Origin of the sequence: Sphingomonas sp. PSPC2-2, from assembly GCF_049897725.1 — a bacterium.
GTDB lineage: Bacteria > Pseudomonadota > Alphaproteobacteria > Sphingomonadales > Sphingomonadaceae > Sphingomonas.
This window is the reverse complement of the sequence record NZ_JAFCWU010000001.1, coordinates 564,628-582,063: the sequence shown is the minus strand read 5'-3', so window position 1 is coordinate 582,063 and position 17,436 is coordinate 564,628. Positions and strand designations below refer to the sequence as shown.

Genomic DNA, 17,436 nt, shown 5'->3' with positions numbered 1-17,436 from the left:
CCCCAGTGTCCAGCGCGGTGGCGGCAAAGGCAAGCCCCTAGTTGCGATGGGTTGGCTGCAGCGCCGCCCGGAACGGCGCATCATCACCGTCCAGATTGGCCCCGGCGGGCAGCGCCAGCAGGTCGCGAATCAGCGGTGCGACATCGACATTGTCGAAGGCGGGCAACGTACCCAGCGGCTTGATCGCCGGGCCGTTGGCAATGAACAGCGCCGCCATTTCCGGCGCGGCCGAATCATAGCCATGCGTGCCGCCATCATGCGCATCGGCGGCTGGCGCGGTCTTGTTGAGCAGCCAGCCGGTTTCGGCCAGGCAGAAATAGGGCGGGATGCGCGGGTTGGTGCCGTAATGCAGCCGCGCCGGGATCTCGCTTTTGCGCCAGCAGTCATAATGCGCGTGGTGGCCGAGCAGCGCCTTTTCCAGTGCGACCTCATGGCCGGGCACGGGGTAGAAACTGGCGAACGGACCGGCCTCGAACTGGCGATAATCGGCGGGGTTGGCGACGGTGTCCATCGCGATGGTGCGTTTTGCACTGGTCCCGGCCATGCCATGGTCCGCGACGACGACGATGTTGGCAGGTTGGCCGAGGGTTTTCAGTCCGGAGACCAGCGCGCCGATCTGCGCATCGACCTTTGCGACCGCCGCAGTCGTTTCGGGGGCATCCGGACCATAAGTGTGCCCCGCACTGTCTACGGTATCGAAATAGAGCGTCAGGAAGCGCGGACGCGTGGCTGCGGGACGTCGAAGCCAGTCGAGCACGCCCGCGACGCGCTGCTCGCCAGGCACCGCCATGTCGAACGGCCACCAATCCTCAGGCCGGACGCCGCCGGTCGGGTCGCCATGGCCACCTTTCGTCGTGCCGCCCCAGGCGACGTTCGAACCCGGCCAGAACAGCGTCGCGCTGCGCACTCCGCTGCGCTCGGCTGTGACCCACAAGGGCTCGGCTTCGTTCCACCAGAACGGGTCCTTGGAATTTTCCATCGTGAAGGTCACGCCTGGCCGCGCGACATCCTCCATCGAATTCGACACGATGCCGTTGCGATCGGGCCGCAGCCCGGTGACGAGCGTCCAGTGATTGGGGAAAGTCTTGGACGGGAAGGACGGGCGCATCGCCGCGCTGATGCCGCTTGCCGCCAGCGCATCGAGATTGGGCGTCACCCCGCGCGCACGGTAATCGGGACGGAAACCGTCGATCGAGATGAGAATGGTGACCGGCGCGCGCGTTTCCGTCTGCGCGACGGTCGCTGGCTTGGGGCCTGAAATGGGGGCCGTGACGCATGCCTGCAGGGCGGCGCACAAGGCGGCGGCGAAGATCCGGGTTGTCCAGCGCATGTGCATCCCCTGCGATAGAATTGCGTCGGCGCTATGACAGCACATAGCGCCTGGGCATAGGGTGGCCCTGCACCCCGCCCACGAGGCCCCGGACATGCTTTGTCACAATGCGGACAGCGGGTGGCAAGGTGGGCTCCCTAAATATTTCCTCATCCGCCTGACGCTTTGAGGAATTTGCCATGTCTTTGCTGAAATATGCCGCGCTTGCGATGACGCTTGCCGCTGCCCCCGCCGCCGCGCAATCGCTTTCCGATACGCATGAAATGCGTTGGGCACCCGTGGGCAAAATCCCGGCGGTAACCTACCACCCGATCAAGCGCGGGTGCGAGCAGCGCGCCGCCCCGATCCATCTCTCGGGCAAGACGCAATTGGCTCCGGCACCAGCGGCCGAAGGCTGCGTCCAGGTGATCGCCAGCGCCGACCGCCGCGACCAGCGCAAGGCAGTCGACTGACTCGATTGCCTGCAGCAAGGGCGAAGTGGCGGCACCGGGGAGCAGAACTCCCCGGTGCCGCTTTCGCATTCAATGCCCGAGCGAGACCTTGGCGAACAGGCTGAAGCTCAGCGGGAAGCGGCCATAAGCCGCGTCCAGAAGGGCAGGCTTGTCATAGATGCCGACCGCGCCGCCGAGCGCGAGATCGAACGGCCCCACAAAGCGCAGGCGATAGGCATAGCCGCTCTCCAGCTTGCTCACCCTGACCTTGCGATCGTGCAGCGGATCGAGCGGGTTCGGGAACAGCTCGTCATTCGCCACATTTTCTGCGCGGGCAAACAGCGTGTGGTGGCGGTCAATGTCCCAATTCGCCTCGGCCAGCCATGCCGTCAGCACGCGCCCGGGCAATTTATGCTTGTTGGAGAAAGCGAGCAGCGCGGAGACGCCGTGCGCGGCATATTGTACGCTCGCGGTGGTGCGCGCTTCGTTGCGAAAGGCTTCCAACTGTTCCGGGCTCTTCAGCCAGCCATGGCTGACTTGCACCGCCCAGGCGGGGGAGGGTGTCCAGGTCGCCCGCACGCTCCACGAATCGAGGCCCGGCTGCTCGATATTCCAGCGATATTGGTCGGGCTCACGCCCCCGAAAGCCTGACGCCTCGATCTGCCAGCGCGCCGTGCCATAGCCCGCCGTCACCACGCCGTAGCTGATATGCGTGCTGTCGAACCAATGGTGCGTGATCGGGCTGAGCGGCTGATATTGCGCGGAGGCGCGGTGCATGAAGGCCGATGGCCCCAGCGCCGGCTCGGCCACGGGGCCGCCATAGAGGAACAGGCTGCCGTGCGCGGTATCGACATCGAGCCGCGCCGCCAGCTCCATGAACAGATCGTGCGGGTGCTGGCGATCGGTCAATTGCGTGGTGCCGTTGGCGGTCTCGCCGGTGGCGAACAAATTGGGATAGCCCTTCGCCCCCATTGCGGGCTCCAGGCTCATCATTGATCGCAACTGCAACCGCACGCCGCCGAAATCGCGCGTGCCGGTGAGCATCGCCATCGATTCGACGAACGTCTCCTGATCGCCGCTCGGGCCACCCTGGTTGGTGTAAACGCTGGTCGCATAGCCGTGGAGCATCACCATCCAGTCGCCGGTGGCGAGGTGCAGCCCCTTCATCGCGCCGTCATTGCCGGGGTTGCGCGAGGTGCCGGACCCGTCGCCATAGGCATGGTCGGCTGGGCCCATGGCCATGCCGGGCATGTCGGGCATGGAATGATCGTGATCGCCTTGGGGCTGCGGGGCGGGGGGCATGGCCATCGGGGATGCTGGAACGCTGTCGTCCGTCTTCCCCGGCGCAGGCCGGGGCCCAGTCTCGGAGGTGGTCATAGGAGAGGGCCGCGCTTCTTTATCGGCCGCCCGCTCCTGGGCCCCGGCCTGCGCCGGGGAAGGTAGTGGGGGAGAAGGGGGCGCGGATTGTGCGGCGGCCGGGTGCGCTGCGGGGTGCGCGTGTTTCACCACCGGCTTGGGTTTCGCCTTGGGCTTGGGCTTGGCGGGCATCGGCATGTCCATCTTCATGCCGGGCATCATTTGCGCAAAAGCAGGCGCGGGCAGCAGCGCGGACAGCGCGCAGCCCGCGATCAACATCGATCGGGTCATCGGAAAATCCTCAACGGGGAAAGCATGCGGGCGGGCGCGATGGCCCGCCGGATCACACGGTCCGGCGCGGAGGAGGGACGATCGGTGGTGTGGCCGTGCCCGGATCAAACGCGGTCGCGACGATGCGGCGCGGCACGGCCGCCTTCACGCCGGGTTGATCCACCCCGCGCGCGGCGAGGCTGGCCGGGGGAATGCAGCCGATGCAGATATGCGGCACGGTCGCCTGATCGTCCTGACGCGGCATGTGGTGCGCGCCATGCGCCATCGGCGCGGCGATTGGCATTTCATGGCACGACTGCCCATGCGCTATCGCCGGGATGGCAAAGGCTGCCAGCAGCAGCGCAAGGATCAGGCGGGCGAACATCGCGGAAACCCTAGGCCGCGCGTCGCCCGCCGACAAGATTAGACGTTGAAGCGGAAATTCAGCACGTCGCCGTCATGGACGACATACTCTTTGCCCTCCTGGCGCAGCTTGCCGGCATCGCGCGCACCGGTTTCGCCGCCGAGCGCGACATAATCGTCATAGGCAATCGTCTCGGCGCGGATGAAACCGCGCTCGAAATCGGTGTGGATCTCGCCCGCTGCCTGCGGGGCCTTAGCCCCGGCATGGACGGTCCAGGCGCGTGCTTCCTTGGGGCCGACGGTGAAGAAGGTCAGCAGCTTGAGCAGCCGATACCCGGCGACGATCACGCGCGACAGGCCGGTTTCGGTCAGGCCCAGTTCGGCGAGAAATTCACCGCGCTCTTCCGGCTCCATCGTGGCGATCTCGGCCTCGATCGCGGCGGAGACGACGACGGCTTCGGCCCCCTCGGCCTTGGCCTTCTCGAACACGCGCGCCGATTGCGCATTGCCGTTGGCGGCACTCGCTTCCTCGACATTGCAGACATAGAGCACCGGCTTGGCGGTCAGCAATTGCGCCTGTTTGAAGGCGCGGGCTTCGTCTTCATCCTTGGGTACGGTCAGCCGCGCGGGCTTGCCTTCGCGCAGCAGGTCGAGCGCCTGGCCCAGCACCGAGGCGGCGACCTTGGCCTCCTTGTCGCCCTGCGTCGCCTTTTTCAGCAAATTGGGGACGCGCTTTTCGAGGCTCTCCAGATCGGACAGCATCAATTCGGTTTCGACCGTCTCGGCATCGGCGATCGGGTCGACCTTGCCCTCGACATGGGTGACGTCGTCATCCTCGAAGCAGCGCAGCACATGCACGATCGCATCGACTTCGCGGATGTTGCCGAGGAACTGGTTGCCGAGGCCCTCGCCCTTGGAGGCGCCGCGCACCAGCCCGGCAATGTCGACAAAGCCCAATTGCGTTTCGATGATCTTCTGCGATCCCGCGACCGCGGCGAGCTTGTCGAGCCGGGGGTCGGGCACCGCGACGTTGCCGACGTTCGGCTCGATCGTGCAGAACGGATAGTTCGCCGCCTGCGCCGCCGCAGTCTGCGTCAGCGCATTGAACAGGGTGGACTTGCCGACATTGGGCAGCCCGACGATTCCACAGCGAAAACCCATGATGATCCTTGAAGCACGATATGTGTGATGCGCCGCCGATACGGCGTCCGGCACCGGAATGCCAGAGACGGCGCGGGAAGCCTACCAGCGATAGTTGAAGCTGACGCTCACCCGCTCGCTTTTGGCGGTGCCGGGCGCGACTTCGTGGCGCAGCCAGCTTTCCCACAGGAACACGCTGCCCGCCTGCGGCTCGACATAGACGAAGGGTTTCAGCATTTCGGGCGCGTCGTCGCGTCGCGTCGGTGCCGCCATCATCATCGGCAGACGCGGGTCTTCCAGTTTGAGCGCACCCGCGCCCTCCGGCACGACGATATAGACCGTGCCCGAAATCACGCTGTGCGGGTGGACATGCCCCGAATGCATCCCGCCTGGTTTCAGGACGTTCACCCACAAGCTGTCGAGTTTCAATTTGCGGTCGTTCAGGTCGAACGCGCAGTCTTCGGCGAACTTGGCGACATGCTTGTTGAGCAGCTTGACCAGATCGGCAAAGGCCGGGTCGCGCATCGGCAAATCGTTGAGCGAGGCGTAGGAGGTGTAGCCGCGATAGCCATGCGCCTTGGACCAGGCGCGCCCGGCGCGGTCATCCTCGGCCAGCGCCTGGCACGAGCGGTCGAGATCGGCGACCAGAGCGGCGTTCTTCAACTTGCCTTCGTAGAACGGCGTCGCGAACAGCGTGCGCACGGTCATTTCGTCTCTCCCAGTCGCAGCGCGACATCGCTCATGAAACGGCCATCATCGCCCTTGGCCAGCCACGGGGCCTCCGCCCCGATCGCGCCGAGCAGATCGGCCAGCGGCTCCATCTCGGCCTTGGCATAATTGCCGAGCACATAGGGACTGACTTTGTCTTTGTGGCCGGGGTGGCCGATGCCGATGCGCACGCGGCGAAAGGCGTTGCCGATATGCGCCTCGGTCGAGCGCAAGCCGTTATGCCCGGCAGTGCCGCCGCCGGTCTTCACTTTCACGCGGAACGGGTCGAGGTCGAGGTCGTCATGGAAGACGGTGACGTCGCCGGTATCGAGCTTGTAGAAGCGCATCGCTTCGCCGACGCTGCGGCCGCTCTCGTTCATGAAGGTCGCGGGTTTGAGCAGCAGGATTTTCTCGGAGCCGATCCGGCCCTCCTGCGTCCAGCCCTGAAACGCCTTTTTGACGGGGCCGAAGCCGTGCAGTTCGGCGATGATATCCACCGCCATGAAGCCGACATTATGGCGGTTGAGCGCATATTGCGCGCCGGGATTGCCCAGGCCGACCCAGATTTGCATTCAAGACTCCCTCTCCCCTCCGGGGAGAGGGTAGGGGATAGGGGCCGTTACGCGCGCTTGTGCCCGGTTCAGCCCCTCTCCCAACCCTCTCCCCGCCAGCGGGGAGAGGGCTTTGTCCTCCATTACTCGGCGGTGTCGCTCTCGGCGGCCTGCGCCTCAGCAACAGCTGCGTCCGCTTCTTCGTCGGCAACCGTCGGCACCGTCGGCGGGACGATCGTCGCGATGGTGAAGTCGCGGTCGGTGATCGCCGGGGTCACGCCCTTGGGCAGCGTCACGTTCGAGATGTGGATCGAATCGCCGATCTCGCGGCCAGCCAGCGAGATGGTGATGTCGTCCGGGATCTCGGCTGCGTCGCATACCAGTTCCAGCTCGTGCTGGATGATGTTGAGCACGCCCTTGCCGGTCTTGATGCCGGGGGCTTCGTCTTCATCGGTGAACACGACAGGCACGTTGACATGCACGGTGGTGTGCGCGCCGATGCGCAGGAAGTCGGCATGGACCGGACGCTCGGTGACGGCGTCGAACGACACGTCCTTCGGCAGGGTGCGAACCTTCTTGCCACCGACCTCGATCATGACGACCGAATTCATGAAGTGACCCGTCATCAGGAGACGCATCAGCGCCTTTTCCTCGACGTGGATCGACTCGGGATCTTGCTTGTTGCCGTAGATCACGGCGGGGACGCGGCCTTCGCGACGAAGCAAACGGGAGGCTCCCTTGCCAACCTGTTCGCGCGTCTCGGCTGCGAGCTCCAATTGGTCGCTCATTGCATTACTCCGATATGCGTGTGTGTGGTCTCCGGCCAGGCCTCCAGGGATGACCCTGACCGAAGCGCGGCGCTATAGGGGAGGGCGGGGTAAAGCGCAATATGCTGGATAGCATCTCCCTCTCCCACCGGGAGAGGGAAGGGGCCCGCGCCGAAGGCGTGGGAAGAGTGAGGATGAGGCGCGCGTTCGCCCAAGTCACCCCCATCCGGCGCTACGCGCCACCTTCTCCCAACGGCAGAAGGATTTACTCCACCCGCTCGACCTTCAGCCCGCGCTTGCGCAGCAATTCCACCACCGATCCCGGCCCGACCAGATGCCCGGCGCCGACGGCCACGAACACGCGCCCCGGCCGCGCCATCCGCCGCACGATCACGCTCGCCCAGCGCGCGTTGCGGTCGGCGAGCAGCGCCTTGCCAATCGCCGGATCGCGCCGCAACGGGGCGATGGTCGCGGCGAGCGCGGCGTCATCGCCCGCCGACCACGCCTTGAACAACTGCGCATAGCCGCGCGCGGCATCCTGCGCATCGATCGCCGCCTGCACCAGCAGCACGCGCTGCGCGGTGCCCGGCAACCGATCGAACAGTCGCAATTGCCCGTCGCGCGTCTCCAGCGCGCCAATCGCCTTGCCCGCGAAACGCCGGGTGAGCACGGGCTCGACACCTTCGGCGGCGCTCGCTTGCTCGGCGTGTCCCGCGCCTGCGGTGATCGTCAGCGCCGCCGCCCAGGTTTTGAGCCCATCGAGGTCCGCCGCCGTTTGCCCCGCCGCCGCCATGCCGCGTGCCAGCGTCGGACGATCCCCAACGGCCACGCGCGACGCAATCGGCGGCAAGCCTGGCTGCTCCGCCAGTGCAACGAATTGCGCGCGCGCCGCCGCAGGATCGGCGGGCGGCACCTCCACGATCAGCGTATCCGCCGCCGCGATTGCGCGCGCAACGGCGGGCGTTTGCCAGTCAACGCCGGGCGGCAGCGCGTGGATCGTCCCGAACAACCAGATCGTGGTGTCCGCATCGCCCACGCGCCACAGCGCCGGATGCGCCTTGGTTTCGGGCGCTCGCGCGCACCCGCTCAGGGCCAGCGCCAGCCCGAGCGCGCACCACCGCGCGATCAATAACGGACTCGCTTGGCCACCAGATGATGTTTGGTGAGATAGACCTGCACGCTGTCCTTGCCCGCCAAATGCCCCGCGCCGACCGCGATGAACACGGTGCCCGGCGTCTTCAGCCGGGTGTCGATCCAATCGGCCCAGCGCGCATTGCGATCGGCCAGCAGCACTTTGTAGAGGTTGGGCTGGCTGGTGAGATCGTCGTTCATCAACTTGCTCAGGCCCTCGGCATCGCCCGCCTTCCAGCGATCGAGCATGGCGTTGATCGTCGAATCGAATGTGTCGATGTCCTTCGCGCTGGAGATGAGAAACGCGATCTGGTCGGTTTGCGGCAAATTGTGGAAATAGCCGAGCTGCTGCTCCAGCGTTTCCAACCCCGCGACTGGCTTGCCCGAGGCCTTGGCTGCGGCGTTCAGCGCGACTTCCACGCCCTCGGCGGCATTGAACCCGGATTTTTGCAGCTCGATCTGCGCGAGCGTGACCGCGGCGAACCACGGCTCGAACGTGTCGAACGCGGTTTCAGGGATGCCGAGCTTGGCCATTGCGGTGGCATAGACCTTGCGATCCTCCGCGCTCAGTTTCTGCGTCAGTGGCTTGCCCGTCGCATCGACCGCCAGCGGCCCGATCACCGCTTTGGCCTGTTCGGGGCTGGGCAACGGAATTTCGAGCACCAATTGCCCGCTCGCATCGAACGCCTTGCGCACCGCCGAATCGAACCAGCTAAGCTGCGGCTTCAGCGCGTGGATCGTGCCGAACAGATAGATCGTCGTGTCCTTGTCCTTCACCACCCACAAGGCGGGATCGGCGGGGATGGTGGGGGCAGCGGGTGCCGGGGCGGGGGTCTGCGCGATTGCGGGTGTCGCCAGCAGCAGCGCCAGCAGGGCGGATACGGTCTTGATCGTCTTCATGCACATCCCCAAACAGTGTCGCCAAGCGCGCGGCAATCCCCATATCGCGATATCGCCTCTGCGAGAATGCCTGCGCCCGCATTCATCGTTCGTGGCCGAACCGGGCCATCGTTTGGTTGATTCTCCCGCCGCGCTGCGCCAAAGCGCCGGGCGTGACACACCCGCTCAGCTTCCAACGCATGATCCTTACGCTCCATGATTATTGGAGCCAGCACGGCTGCCTGATCCTGCAGCCTTATGACATGGAGATGGGGGCAGGCACCTTTCACCCGGCGACGACGCTGCGTGCGCTCGGCCCCGAGACGTGGAACGCCGCGTTCGTCCAGCCGTGCCGCCGCCCGACCGATGGCCGCTATGGCGAGAACCCCAACCGGCTGCAGCATTATTACCAATATCAGGTGATCCTGAAGCCGAGCCCGCCCGATCTGCAGGCGCTGTACCTCGGCAGCCTCGCCGCGATCGGCATCGATCCGCTCGTCCACGACATCCGCTTCGTCGAGGACGATTGGGAGAGCCCGACGCTCGGTGCCTGGGGCCTGGGCTGGGAAGTGTGGTGCGACGGCATGGAAGTGACGCAGTTCACCTATTTCCAGCAAATGGGCGGCTATGACATGAAGCCCGTCGCGGGCGAGCTGACCTACGGGCTCGAACGCCTCGCTATGTATATTCAGAACAAGGACAGCGTGTACGACCTTGCGTTCAACGACGCTGGCGTCACCTACGGCGACGTGTTCCACGAGAATGAGGTCGAAATGTCGACCTGGAATTTCGAAGTGGCCGATACCGACAGCCTGTTCGACCAGTTCAAGAAGCACGTCGCCGAATGCGAGAATTGCCTCGGCAAGCAGCTTCCGATCCCGGCTTATGAGCAGGCGATCAAGGCCAGCCACATCTTCAACCTGTTGCAGGCGCGCGGCGTCATCTCGGTGGCGGAGCGCCAGGCCTATATGGGCCGCGTCCGCGATCTGGCGAAGGGCGCGTGCGGCGCATGGATCGCGCACAACACCGCCAAATGGGAAGCGCGCTTCCCGGGATGGGCAGCATGAGCAGCGTAGTGCATTTCTCCCTCTCCCCGTGGGAGAGGGAAGGGGCCCGGTCGGCGCAGCCGAGTGGGAAGGGTGAGGGCGAGAGCGCTCACCGTATCACCCTCACCCTCCCACCGCTGCGCGGCGGGCCCCTCCCTCTCCCGATGGGAGAGGGACGATGACCGACTTTTTGCTTGAGTTGCGCTCCGAGGAAATTCCTGCGCGGATGCAGGATCGTGCGCGCGAGGATCTCGCCAAGCTGTTCACCGCCGAGATCGCCAAGAGCGGCCTCACTGCCAGCGAGATCGTCACCTACGCTACGCCCCGCCGCCTGACGCTGATCGCGCGCGGCTTGCCGCTCGAGACGGCGGCGGTGTCGGAAGAAACCAAGGGCCCCAAGGCCTCCGCCCCGCCGCAAGCGCTCGAAGGCTTTCTGCGCAAGACCGGCCTCACGCGCGAGCAACTGGTCGAGCGCGATGGCGTGCTGTTCGCCGTGGTCGACAAGCCGGGCCGTGCGACCAGCGCGGTGCTGGCCGACGCCATCCCCACGATCATCCGCGCCTTTCCCTGGCCCAAGGCGATGCGTTGGGGTGCCAGCTCGACCACGATGGAATCGCTGCGCTGGGTGCGGCCGCTGCAAGGCATCGTCGCTTTGTTCGGCGAGGATGTCGTGCCGGTCGAGATTGCTGGCGTGCAGGCGGGTGCCGCCACCGTCGGCCATCGCTTCCACCATCCTGGCGTCATCACGATTGGTTCGGCCGACGATTACGTCGAGAAACTGCGCGCGTGCCATGTTCTCGTCGACCAGGCCGAACGCCGCCAGATCATCGCGCTCGGCGCGACGATGGCCGCGCGTAAGGCGGGTCTGGAACTGGTGCAGGACGAGGGCCTGCTGACCGAGAATGCCGGCCTCACCGAATGGCCAGTGCCGCTGCTCGGGCGGTTCGAGGAATCCTTCCTCGCCGTGCCGCCCGAAGTGATTCAGCTCACCGCGCGCGTGAACCAGAAGTATTTCGTGTGCCGCGCTCCCCTCCCGCTTGCGGGAGGGGCTGGGGGAGGGGAGTCTGACATAGCAGTCAGCGAGCTGCCCTCCCCTAACCCCTCCCGCAAGCGGGAGGGGGATTTAGCCAATGCCTTCGTCTGCACCGCCAATATCGATGCGGCGGATGGTGGCGCGAAGATCGTCGAGGGTAACCGCAAGGTGCTGGCCGCGCGCCTGTCCGACGCGAAATTCTTCTATGAGACTGATCTGAAGGTGCCGCTGGAAGAGCAAGCGGCCAAGCTCGACCGGATCGTGTTCCACGAGAAATTGGGCACGGTCGCGGACAAGGTCGCGCGTGTTGCGAAGCTGGCGCGGTGGTTGGTCGAAGAGGGAATCATTTCTTCTCCCTCTCCCCGCTCGCGGGGAGAGGGTCGGGGAGAGGGGCAGTCACAAGCGCCGTCTTCCGATACTGCCCCTCTCCCGACCTCGCTGCGCTCGGCCACCCTCTCCCCTGAAGGGGAGAGGGAGACTTTGGCCGCGCTCGCCTACCGCGCAGCGCTCCTGTGCAAGGCCGATCTCGTCACCGGCATGGTCGGCGAGTTTCCCGAATTGCAGGGCCTGATGGGCGGCTATTACGCCGCCGCCCAAGGCGAAGACCCCCGCGTCGCCGCCGCGATCCGCGATCATTACAAGCCGGTCGGGCAGGGCGATGCCGTGCCGACCGATCCGGTGACGGTGGCGGTGTCTTTGGCGGATAAGCTGGATACGTTGGTTGGGTTTTTCGCTTTTGAAATGAAACCTTCCGGCTCTAAAGATCCATACGCCCTCCGGCGGAGCGCAATCGGGGCCACCGCGCTCATCCTGAAAAATTCGCTCCGCAGCCGCCTGAATGCACTTTATATTCAGGCAGCGCTGCCGTTCATGGAATATGTCGCGCTCGAAGAGTTCGGTCCTATGGCTCGGAAGCTGGCGAACTTTGGGCAGGCGGCTAGTGGGGTAATCTCGAAAGATCGTCTCGAGGAGATTTTCGAGGTATACAAATCGAGTCGCACTGATGTCTCAGAGGCGATTTCGGAGATGTTTGGGGCTGCTCAGGCTGATTTCCTCGACTTCTTCGCCGACCGCCTCAAAGTCCAGCAACGCGAAGCCGGTGTTCGCCACGACTTGATCGATGCGGTGTTTGCGCTCGGCGGCGAGGATGATCTCGTCCGCTTGCTCGCGCGCGTCCATGCGTTGCAGGCGTTTATCGGCACCGCGGACGGCGCGAATTTGCTCGCGGGCTATAAGCGGGCGGCGAATATTTTGAAGAAAGAGGGCGTTTCTCCCTCTCCCCTCCGGGGAGAGGGTCGGGGAGAGGGGGACGCTGCAACAGGCGGTTCGCTCGACAGCGTAGCACAGCCCCTCTCCCCGACCCTCTCCCCTGAAGGGGAGAGGGAGAAGGAACCGGCAGAGGCCGCGCTCGCGCGGGCGCTCGACTCCGCCGAACCCGCCGCTGCGGCGGCCGTCGCGCGCGAGGATTTCGAAGCGGCGATGGCAGCCCTTGCCACGCTGCGTGCGCCGATCGATGCGTTTTTCGAAGGCGTGATCGTCAACGATCCTGACCCCGAAAAGCGCGCCGCCCGGCTCGCCTTGCTTGATCGGGTTCGTGCTGCGGTGCACAATGTTGCAGATTTTTCCAAGATCGAGGGCTGAACGGACGCGCACTTTGCCTGAACTTTAGCCTAACCTTCCAAACGCCTCCCCAGCGAATACAGGTACTTAGAGGGAAGACCCATGACGCAATACGTGTATCGGTTCGGCGGCGGTGTTTCGGACGGGGGCAAGGGGGACCGCAACCTCCTGGGGGGCAAGGGCGCGAACCTTGCCGAGATGGCCGCGATCGGCCTGCCGGTGCCGCCCGGCTTCACCATCTCGACCGAATTCTGCGCGGTCTATTATGACGAAGGCGGCCAATTCCCGCAAAGCCTGCGCGACGAAGTCGCCACCGGCATCGCCCATATCGAAGGCGTGACCGGCAAGCGCTTCGGCGATGCCGCCGATCCGCTGCTCGTCTCGGTCCGCTCGGGCGCGCGCGCGTCGATGCCCGGCATGATGGACACGGTGCTCAACCTCGGCCTCAACGACCAGACCGTCGAGGGCCTTGCCGCCACCAGCGGCGACGCGCGCTTCGCGTGGGACAGCTATCGCCGCTTCATCCAGATGTATTCGGACGTGGTGCTCGAACTCGACCACGATGCATTCGAGGAAGCGCTGGAAATCGCCAAGGAAGACCGCGGCTATTTCCTCGATACCGATCTCACCGCCGATGACCTGCGCGGCCTCGTCGCCGAATATAAGGGCCTGGTCGAGAAGCTTTGGGGCAAGCCCTTCCCGCAGGACGTGCACGATCAATTATGGGGCGCGGTCGGCGCGGTCTTCGGATCGTGGCAGTCGGAACGCGCCAAGGTCTATCGCCGCCTCAACGACATTCCGGCAAGCTGGGGCACCGCCGTCAACGTGCAGGCGATGGTGTTCGGCAATATGGGCGACACCTCGGCCACGGGGGTCGCCTTCACGCGCGATCCGGCGATCGGCGCACGCGCCTATTATGGCGAATTCCTGATCAATGCGCAGGGCGAGGACGTCGTCGCCGGCATCCGCACCCCGCAATATCTCACCACCGCCGCACGCGAGGCGGCAGGCGCCAAGCCGCTGTCGATGGAAGAGGCGATGCCGGTGGTGTTCGCCGAACTCGCCAAGGTGTTCGACCTGCTCGAAACGCATTACCGCGACATGCAGGACATCGAATTCACCGTGCAGCAGGGCAAGCTGTGGATGCTGCAGACCCGCAACGGCAAGCGCACCGCCAAGGCCGCGCTCAAGATCGCGGTCGACATGGCCGAGGAAGGGCTGATCACGCGCGAGGAGGCCGTCGAGCGCGTCGATCCGGCAGCGCTCGACCAGTTGCTGCACCCGACGCTCGACCCCAAGGCGGTGCGCGACGTGCTGACCAAGGGCCTGCCGGCCTCGCCCGGCGCGGCCTCGGGCTTTGCCGTGTTCGACAGCGACACCGCCGAGAAGCGTGCGGCAGCAGGCGAGGCGGTGATCCTGATCCGCACCGAAACCAGCCCGGAAGACATTCACGGCATGCACGCCGCCAAGGGCATCCTCACCGCGCGCGGCGGCATGACCAGCCACGCCGCGGTGGTGGCGCGCGGCATGGGGCGTCCGTGCGTTTCCGGTGCCGGCGGCATTGCGATCGATGCCAAGGCCGGCGTGATGCGTGTCGGTCTCGGGGCCGACGCGCGCGTGGTCAATGCGGGCGACACCATCACCATCGACGGCACCACCGGCGAAGTGATGGCGGGCGAAGTGCCGACCGTGCAGCCCGAGCTTTCGGGCGATTTCGCGACGCTGATGGTGTGGGCCGATGGCGTGCGCCGCCTGCGCGTGCGCGCCAATGCCGAGACCCCGCTCGACGCCAAGGTCGCGCGCGACTTCGGTGCCGAGGGCATCGGCCTGTGCCGCACCGAACATATGTTCTTCGATGCCGAGCGCATCACCAATGTCCGCCAGATGATCCTGGCCGAGGATGAAGCGGGCCGCCGCGCCGCGCTCGACAAATTGCTGCCCGAACAGCGCAGCGACTTCGTGCAATTGTTCGAGGTGATGGCAGGCCTGCCGGTGACGATCCGCCTGCTCGATCCGCCGCTACACGAATTCCTGCCGCATGAGGAAAGCGAATTCGCCGATGTCGCGGCGGCGGCGGGTGTCGCGGTCGACGAGCTCAAGCGGCGCGCGGCCGACCTGCACGAATTCAACCCGATGCTGGGGCATCGCGGCTGCCGTTTGGGCGTCACCTATCCCGAAATCTACGAGATGCAGGCGCGCGCCATCTTCGAGGCGGCGGTGCTGGTTGCGCAGAAATCGGGCGCGGCACCGATCCCCGAAGTGATGATCCCGCTGGTTGGCACGCGCCGCGAGCTGGAATTGATGAAGACGGTGGTCGACAAGGCGGCGCAAGCGGTGTTCTCCGATACCGGCACGACGATCACCTATCATGTCGGCACGATGATCGAACTGCCGCGCGCCTGCCTGATGGCGGGCGAGATTGCCGAAGTGGGCGAATTCTTCTCCTTCGGCACCAACGACCTGACGCAGACCACGTTGGGCGTCAGCCGCGACGACGCCGCGCGCTTCCTGACGACCTATGTCGAGCGCGGCATCTATGCGCGCGATCCGTTCGTCAGCCTCGATGTCGAGGGCGTTGGGCAGTTGATCGGCATGGCGGCAGAGCGTGGTCGCGCGACGCGGCCCGACATCAAGCTCGGCATTTGCGGCGAACATGGCGGCGATCCGGCGTCGATCGCGTTCTGCGAGACGGTGGGGCTCGATTATGTCAGCGCCTCGCCGTATCGTGTGCCGATCGCACGACTGGCAGCGGCGCAGGCCGCGCTTGCGGCAAAGCCAGCGGCATGAGGTGGGGGGCATCCGCATGAGGGCTTGGGCGCGGTATCTTATCGGCACGGTGGCCGGGGTCGCGCTCGGGCTCGGCGGTGCGGTCTATGCCCTGCGCAGCGCGGCGCTCGGCAACAATGTGGCGATCGGGCCGTGGACGACCGGGCAGACCTTCGGCTCGGCGGCGGCCGACCCCTATACCCGCGCGGTGGTCGCGTTGAAGGGCCTGCTCGCTTTGCCCGCGCAGGAGGCGCGCTATTACACCGCCGCCCGCGACAGCGCGGGCGCGCGGATCGAGGGGCGGTGTCGCTACCGCATCACCGGCGCGGCGCTGCCCGCAGCGTGGTGGAGCCTGACGGCGTATGACCCGGACGGCTATCTCGTCCCCAATGCCGCCGGACGGTATTCGGTTGCGGGGGCGGCGTTCCCCGATGGCGGCAAAGCGGGCTGGACGATCCTGCTCGCCCCGACCGCGCCGCCGCCAACCGAAACCGCGAAATGGTTGCCAAGCGGCGGGATCGCGCGCGTCGAACTGACCCTGCGCACTTATTTGCCGAGCGATGGGGGCCGAGGGAATCCCGGCGCGGACATCCTGCCCAAGATCACGCGGGAGGCCTGCTGATGGCGCGCTGGACCGGCCCCCTTGTCGCCGGGGCACTCGTCGCGGCGCTCACCGGCTATGGCGCGATCGCCTATGCGCCCGATCTGTTGATGGCGACGGCGATCCGGCGGGTCGCGGTTGGCGGCTTCAACCGCTTCGCGCACAGCCCGCTCGCTACGGCGGCAAGCCGCCAGATCGTGCGGCCCAGCCCGGACCTGGCCTATTCGGCCTGTCCCTATGACATCTCGCGAGGGTCTTTGCTGATCCACGCGGTGCCGGTGGCGGCACCCTATTGGTCGCTGTCGATCTTCGATTCGCGGACCAATGCGGTGTTCGTGCGCAATGGTGGGCAGGCGGGGGGGAAGCCGTTTGCGGTTGCCATCACCCACGCTGGGCGTTCGGTGCCGACAGGCTATCAGCGCGTCGATGTCGCTGGGGACCGCGGGATCGCGTTGATCCGGATTCTGGTCGCCGATCGTGCGGCCTTTCCCCGGCTGGATGCGGCGCGCCGGGCGACGGTGTGCGAACTGCGTTAAAGCGGCGCTGGCTCGGTTGCGGCGAAATGCGCCGCGTGATCGGCATTTTGGCCCGCGCGCAGCAAGGCTGCCTGCGGCCGCCATTGCTCGCGCGCGACATAGCCAACGGGCAAGGAGAGCCGTTGCTCCAGCGCCATCTCGTCCTGCGCGGACAGCTTTTCCAGATCCTCGAAGCGGACGATTCCCAGATCGGACAAGCGCGCCTGCAGCGCGTCATCAATGCCGCGGATTCTCGTCAGCGAATCGCGCGGGCTCGGGACGAAACGGTCGGTAGGGGCGGGGTCCGGGGCTGCCGTCGCGATTTCGGTCGGCTCGGCTTCCAGTTCTGGCTGATGAACCGGTGACGGCTCGACGGCGATCGCGGCGGGGGCTTCCGTAACGGTGGAGGGGGGCGCTGCCACTGGTGGCGTGTCGGTGTGGTCAATCGCCGCTGACGGTTCCTCCGGCACTGCGGCCGCGATGACCGGCTCGGGTGACGGGAGCGGTGCCGCAGGGGGCGGGGTCACGGGCAGCGGGACAGCGATCACCGGAGCGGCGGCTGGCGGCGTGGCGGCCGCCGCAGCGCTGCGGAGCCCGACGATCGTCCGTTCCGCCTCGGCATGGTCAGCGCGTAGCGCTTCGAGATCGGCGGTCAGGTTCGCGGCGCGGCTATGCGATGCCCGCAACTGGTCCTGCGCCTGCTCATGATAAGCGGTGAAGCTTTCCGATTGCTCCCGCACCCGGCGCTTCCACTTTTTCGGGCTCGGCGCGCTGACATACCCCAGCAACCACCCGCCGAGGAGCACTGCCGCAAGTACGATGAACTGTTCCGGTGTCGTGAACAGCATGACCTTTGCATCCCCCGCCCAAGATTCGCTTCCGCAACGATCCTGCCGTTAACCACGGCTGGGGGCAAGCGTGCTGACCCG

The 17,436-nt window shown here is 66.0% G+C and carries 16 protein-coding genes; 6 read left to right on the top strand and 10 right to left on the bottom strand.

Going from position 1 to position 17,436, the window contains the following annotated elements; translation table 11 throughout:
- Positions 1-37: 37 nt before the first annotated feature.
- Positions 38-1,330, bottom strand: coding sequence for an ectonucleotide pyrophosphatase/phosphodiesterase (locus ACP7BY_RS02840; RefSeq protein ID WP_033964479.1), 1,293 nt, complete (start codon positions 1,328-1,330; stop codon positions 38-40).
- A 179-nt stretch (positions 1,331-1,509) separates the two neighbouring features.
- On the opposite strand from ACP7BY_RS02840, the gene ACP7BY_RS02835 reads away from it, so the two are divergent.
- On the top strand, positions 1,510-1,782 hold the full coding sequence (locus ACP7BY_RS02835; protein ID WP_033964472.1) for a hypothetical protein: 273 nt from the start codon (positions 1,510-1,512) through the stop codon (positions 1,780-1,782).
- 69 nt (positions 1,783-1,851) lie between these two features.
- Here the strand turns inward: ACP7BY_RS02835 and ACP7BY_RS02830 are convergent, their stop codons facing one another.
- The 8 genes from ACP7BY_RS02830 to ACP7BY_RS02795 all read right to left on the bottom strand — a co-directional run bounded on the left by ACP7BY_RS02830 (position 1,852) and on the right by ACP7BY_RS02795 (position 8,947).
- Positions 1,852-3,408: a hypothetical protein gene (locus tag ACP7BY_RS02830; RefSeq protein WP_137903118.1), complete on the bottom strand. Its 1,557-nt coding sequence runs from the start codon at positions 3,406-3,408 to the stop codon at positions 1,852-1,854.
- 52 nt (positions 3,409-3,460) lie between these two features.
- Positions 3,461-3,772, bottom strand: coding sequence for a hypothetical protein (locus tag ACP7BY_RS02825; protein WP_171010583.1), 312 nt, complete (start codon positions 3,770-3,772; stop codon positions 3,461-3,463).
- Between the two features lie 38 nt (positions 3,773-3,810).
- Positions 3,811-4,911 (bottom strand): redox-regulated ATPase YchF, encoded by a 1,101-nt coding sequence (ychF, locus tag ACP7BY_RS02820; protein ID WP_137903119.1) that lies wholly within the window; start codon positions 4,909-4,911, stop codon positions 3,811-3,813.
- Between the two features lie 81 nt (positions 4,912-4,992).
- A complete protein-coding gene (locus tag ACP7BY_RS02815; protein ID WP_010403813.1) occupies positions 4,993-5,598 on the bottom strand; it encodes a TIGR02466 family protein in 606 nt (201 codons plus the stop codon).
- Positions 5,595-6,170, bottom strand: coding sequence for an aminoacyl-tRNA hydrolase (gene pth / locus ACP7BY_RS02810; protein ID WP_033966176.1), 576 nt, complete (start codon positions 6,168-6,170; stop codon positions 5,595-5,597). Before pth ends, ACP7BY_RS02815 begins: the two co-directional genes overlap by 4 nt.
- A gap of 122 nt (positions 6,171-6,292) precedes the next feature.
- Entirely contained in the window at positions 6,293-6,937 is a 645-nt protein-coding gene (locus tag ACP7BY_RS02805) for a 50S ribosomal protein L25/general stress protein Ctc (protein WP_033966177.1), read from the bottom strand.
- 244 nt (positions 6,938-7,181) lie between these two features.
- Positions 7,182-8,045, bottom strand: a complete 864-nt coding sequence (locus ACP7BY_RS02800; RefSeq protein ID WP_171010584.1) for a TraB/GumN family protein — start codon at positions 8,043-8,045, stop codon at positions 7,182-7,184.
- The gene (locus ACP7BY_RS02795; protein WP_033967403.1) at positions 8,042-8,947 is read right to left on the bottom strand and encodes a TraB/GumN family protein; all 906 of its coding nucleotides are present in this window, start codon (positions 8,945-8,947) and stop codon (positions 8,042-8,044) included. The genes ACP7BY_RS02800 and ACP7BY_RS02795 overlap by 4 nt, the downstream gene beginning before the upstream one ends.
- A gap of 179 nt (positions 8,948-9,126) precedes the next feature.
- Between ACP7BY_RS02795 and ACP7BY_RS02790 the strand changes: the two genes are divergently transcribed.
- The 5 genes from ACP7BY_RS02790 (at position 9,127) to ACP7BY_RS02770 (ending at position 16,528) form a co-directional block, all read left to right on the top strand.
- Positions 9,127-9,993: a glycine--tRNA ligase subunit alpha gene (locus ACP7BY_RS02790; protein WP_033967405.1), complete on the top strand. Its 867-nt coding sequence runs from the start codon at positions 9,127-9,129 to the stop codon at positions 9,991-9,993.
- Positions 9,994-10,150: 157 nt separating this feature from the next.
- On the top strand, positions 10,151-12,646 hold the full coding sequence (gene glyS / locus ACP7BY_RS02785) for a glycine--tRNA ligase subunit beta (protein ID WP_137903046.1): 2,496 nt from the start codon (positions 10,151-10,153) through the stop codon (positions 12,644-12,646).
- A gap of 81 nt (positions 12,647-12,727) precedes the next feature.
- Positions 12,728-15,412: a pyruvate, phosphate dikinase gene (gene ppdK, locus ACP7BY_RS02780; RefSeq protein WP_033967326.1), complete on the top strand. Its 2,685-nt coding sequence runs from the start codon at positions 12,728-12,730 to the stop codon at positions 15,410-15,412.
- 16 nt (positions 15,413-15,428) lie between these two features.
- The gene (locus ACP7BY_RS02775) at positions 15,429-16,013 is read left to right on the top strand and encodes a DUF1214 domain-containing protein (protein ID WP_033967329.1); all 585 of its coding nucleotides are present in this window, start codon (positions 15,429-15,431) and stop codon (positions 16,011-16,013) included.
- Positions 16,013-16,528 carry a DUF1254 domain-containing protein gene (locus ACP7BY_RS02770; protein WP_033967325.1) on the top strand — a complete coding sequence of 172 codons (516 nt, stop codon included), beginning with the start codon at positions 16,013-16,015 and terminating at the stop codon, positions 16,526-16,528. Before ACP7BY_RS02775 ends, ACP7BY_RS02770 begins: the two co-directional genes overlap by 1 nt.
- Here the strand turns inward: ACP7BY_RS02770 and ACP7BY_RS02765 are convergent.
- Positions 16,525-17,355: a hypothetical protein gene (locus ACP7BY_RS02765; protein ID WP_209515340.1), complete on the bottom strand. Its 831-nt coding sequence runs from the start codon at positions 17,353-17,355 to the stop codon at positions 16,525-16,527. The two genes, ACP7BY_RS02770 and ACP7BY_RS02765, sit on opposite strands and share 4 nt — an antisense overlap.
- Between the last annotated feature and the right edge of the window lie 81 nt (positions 17,356-17,436).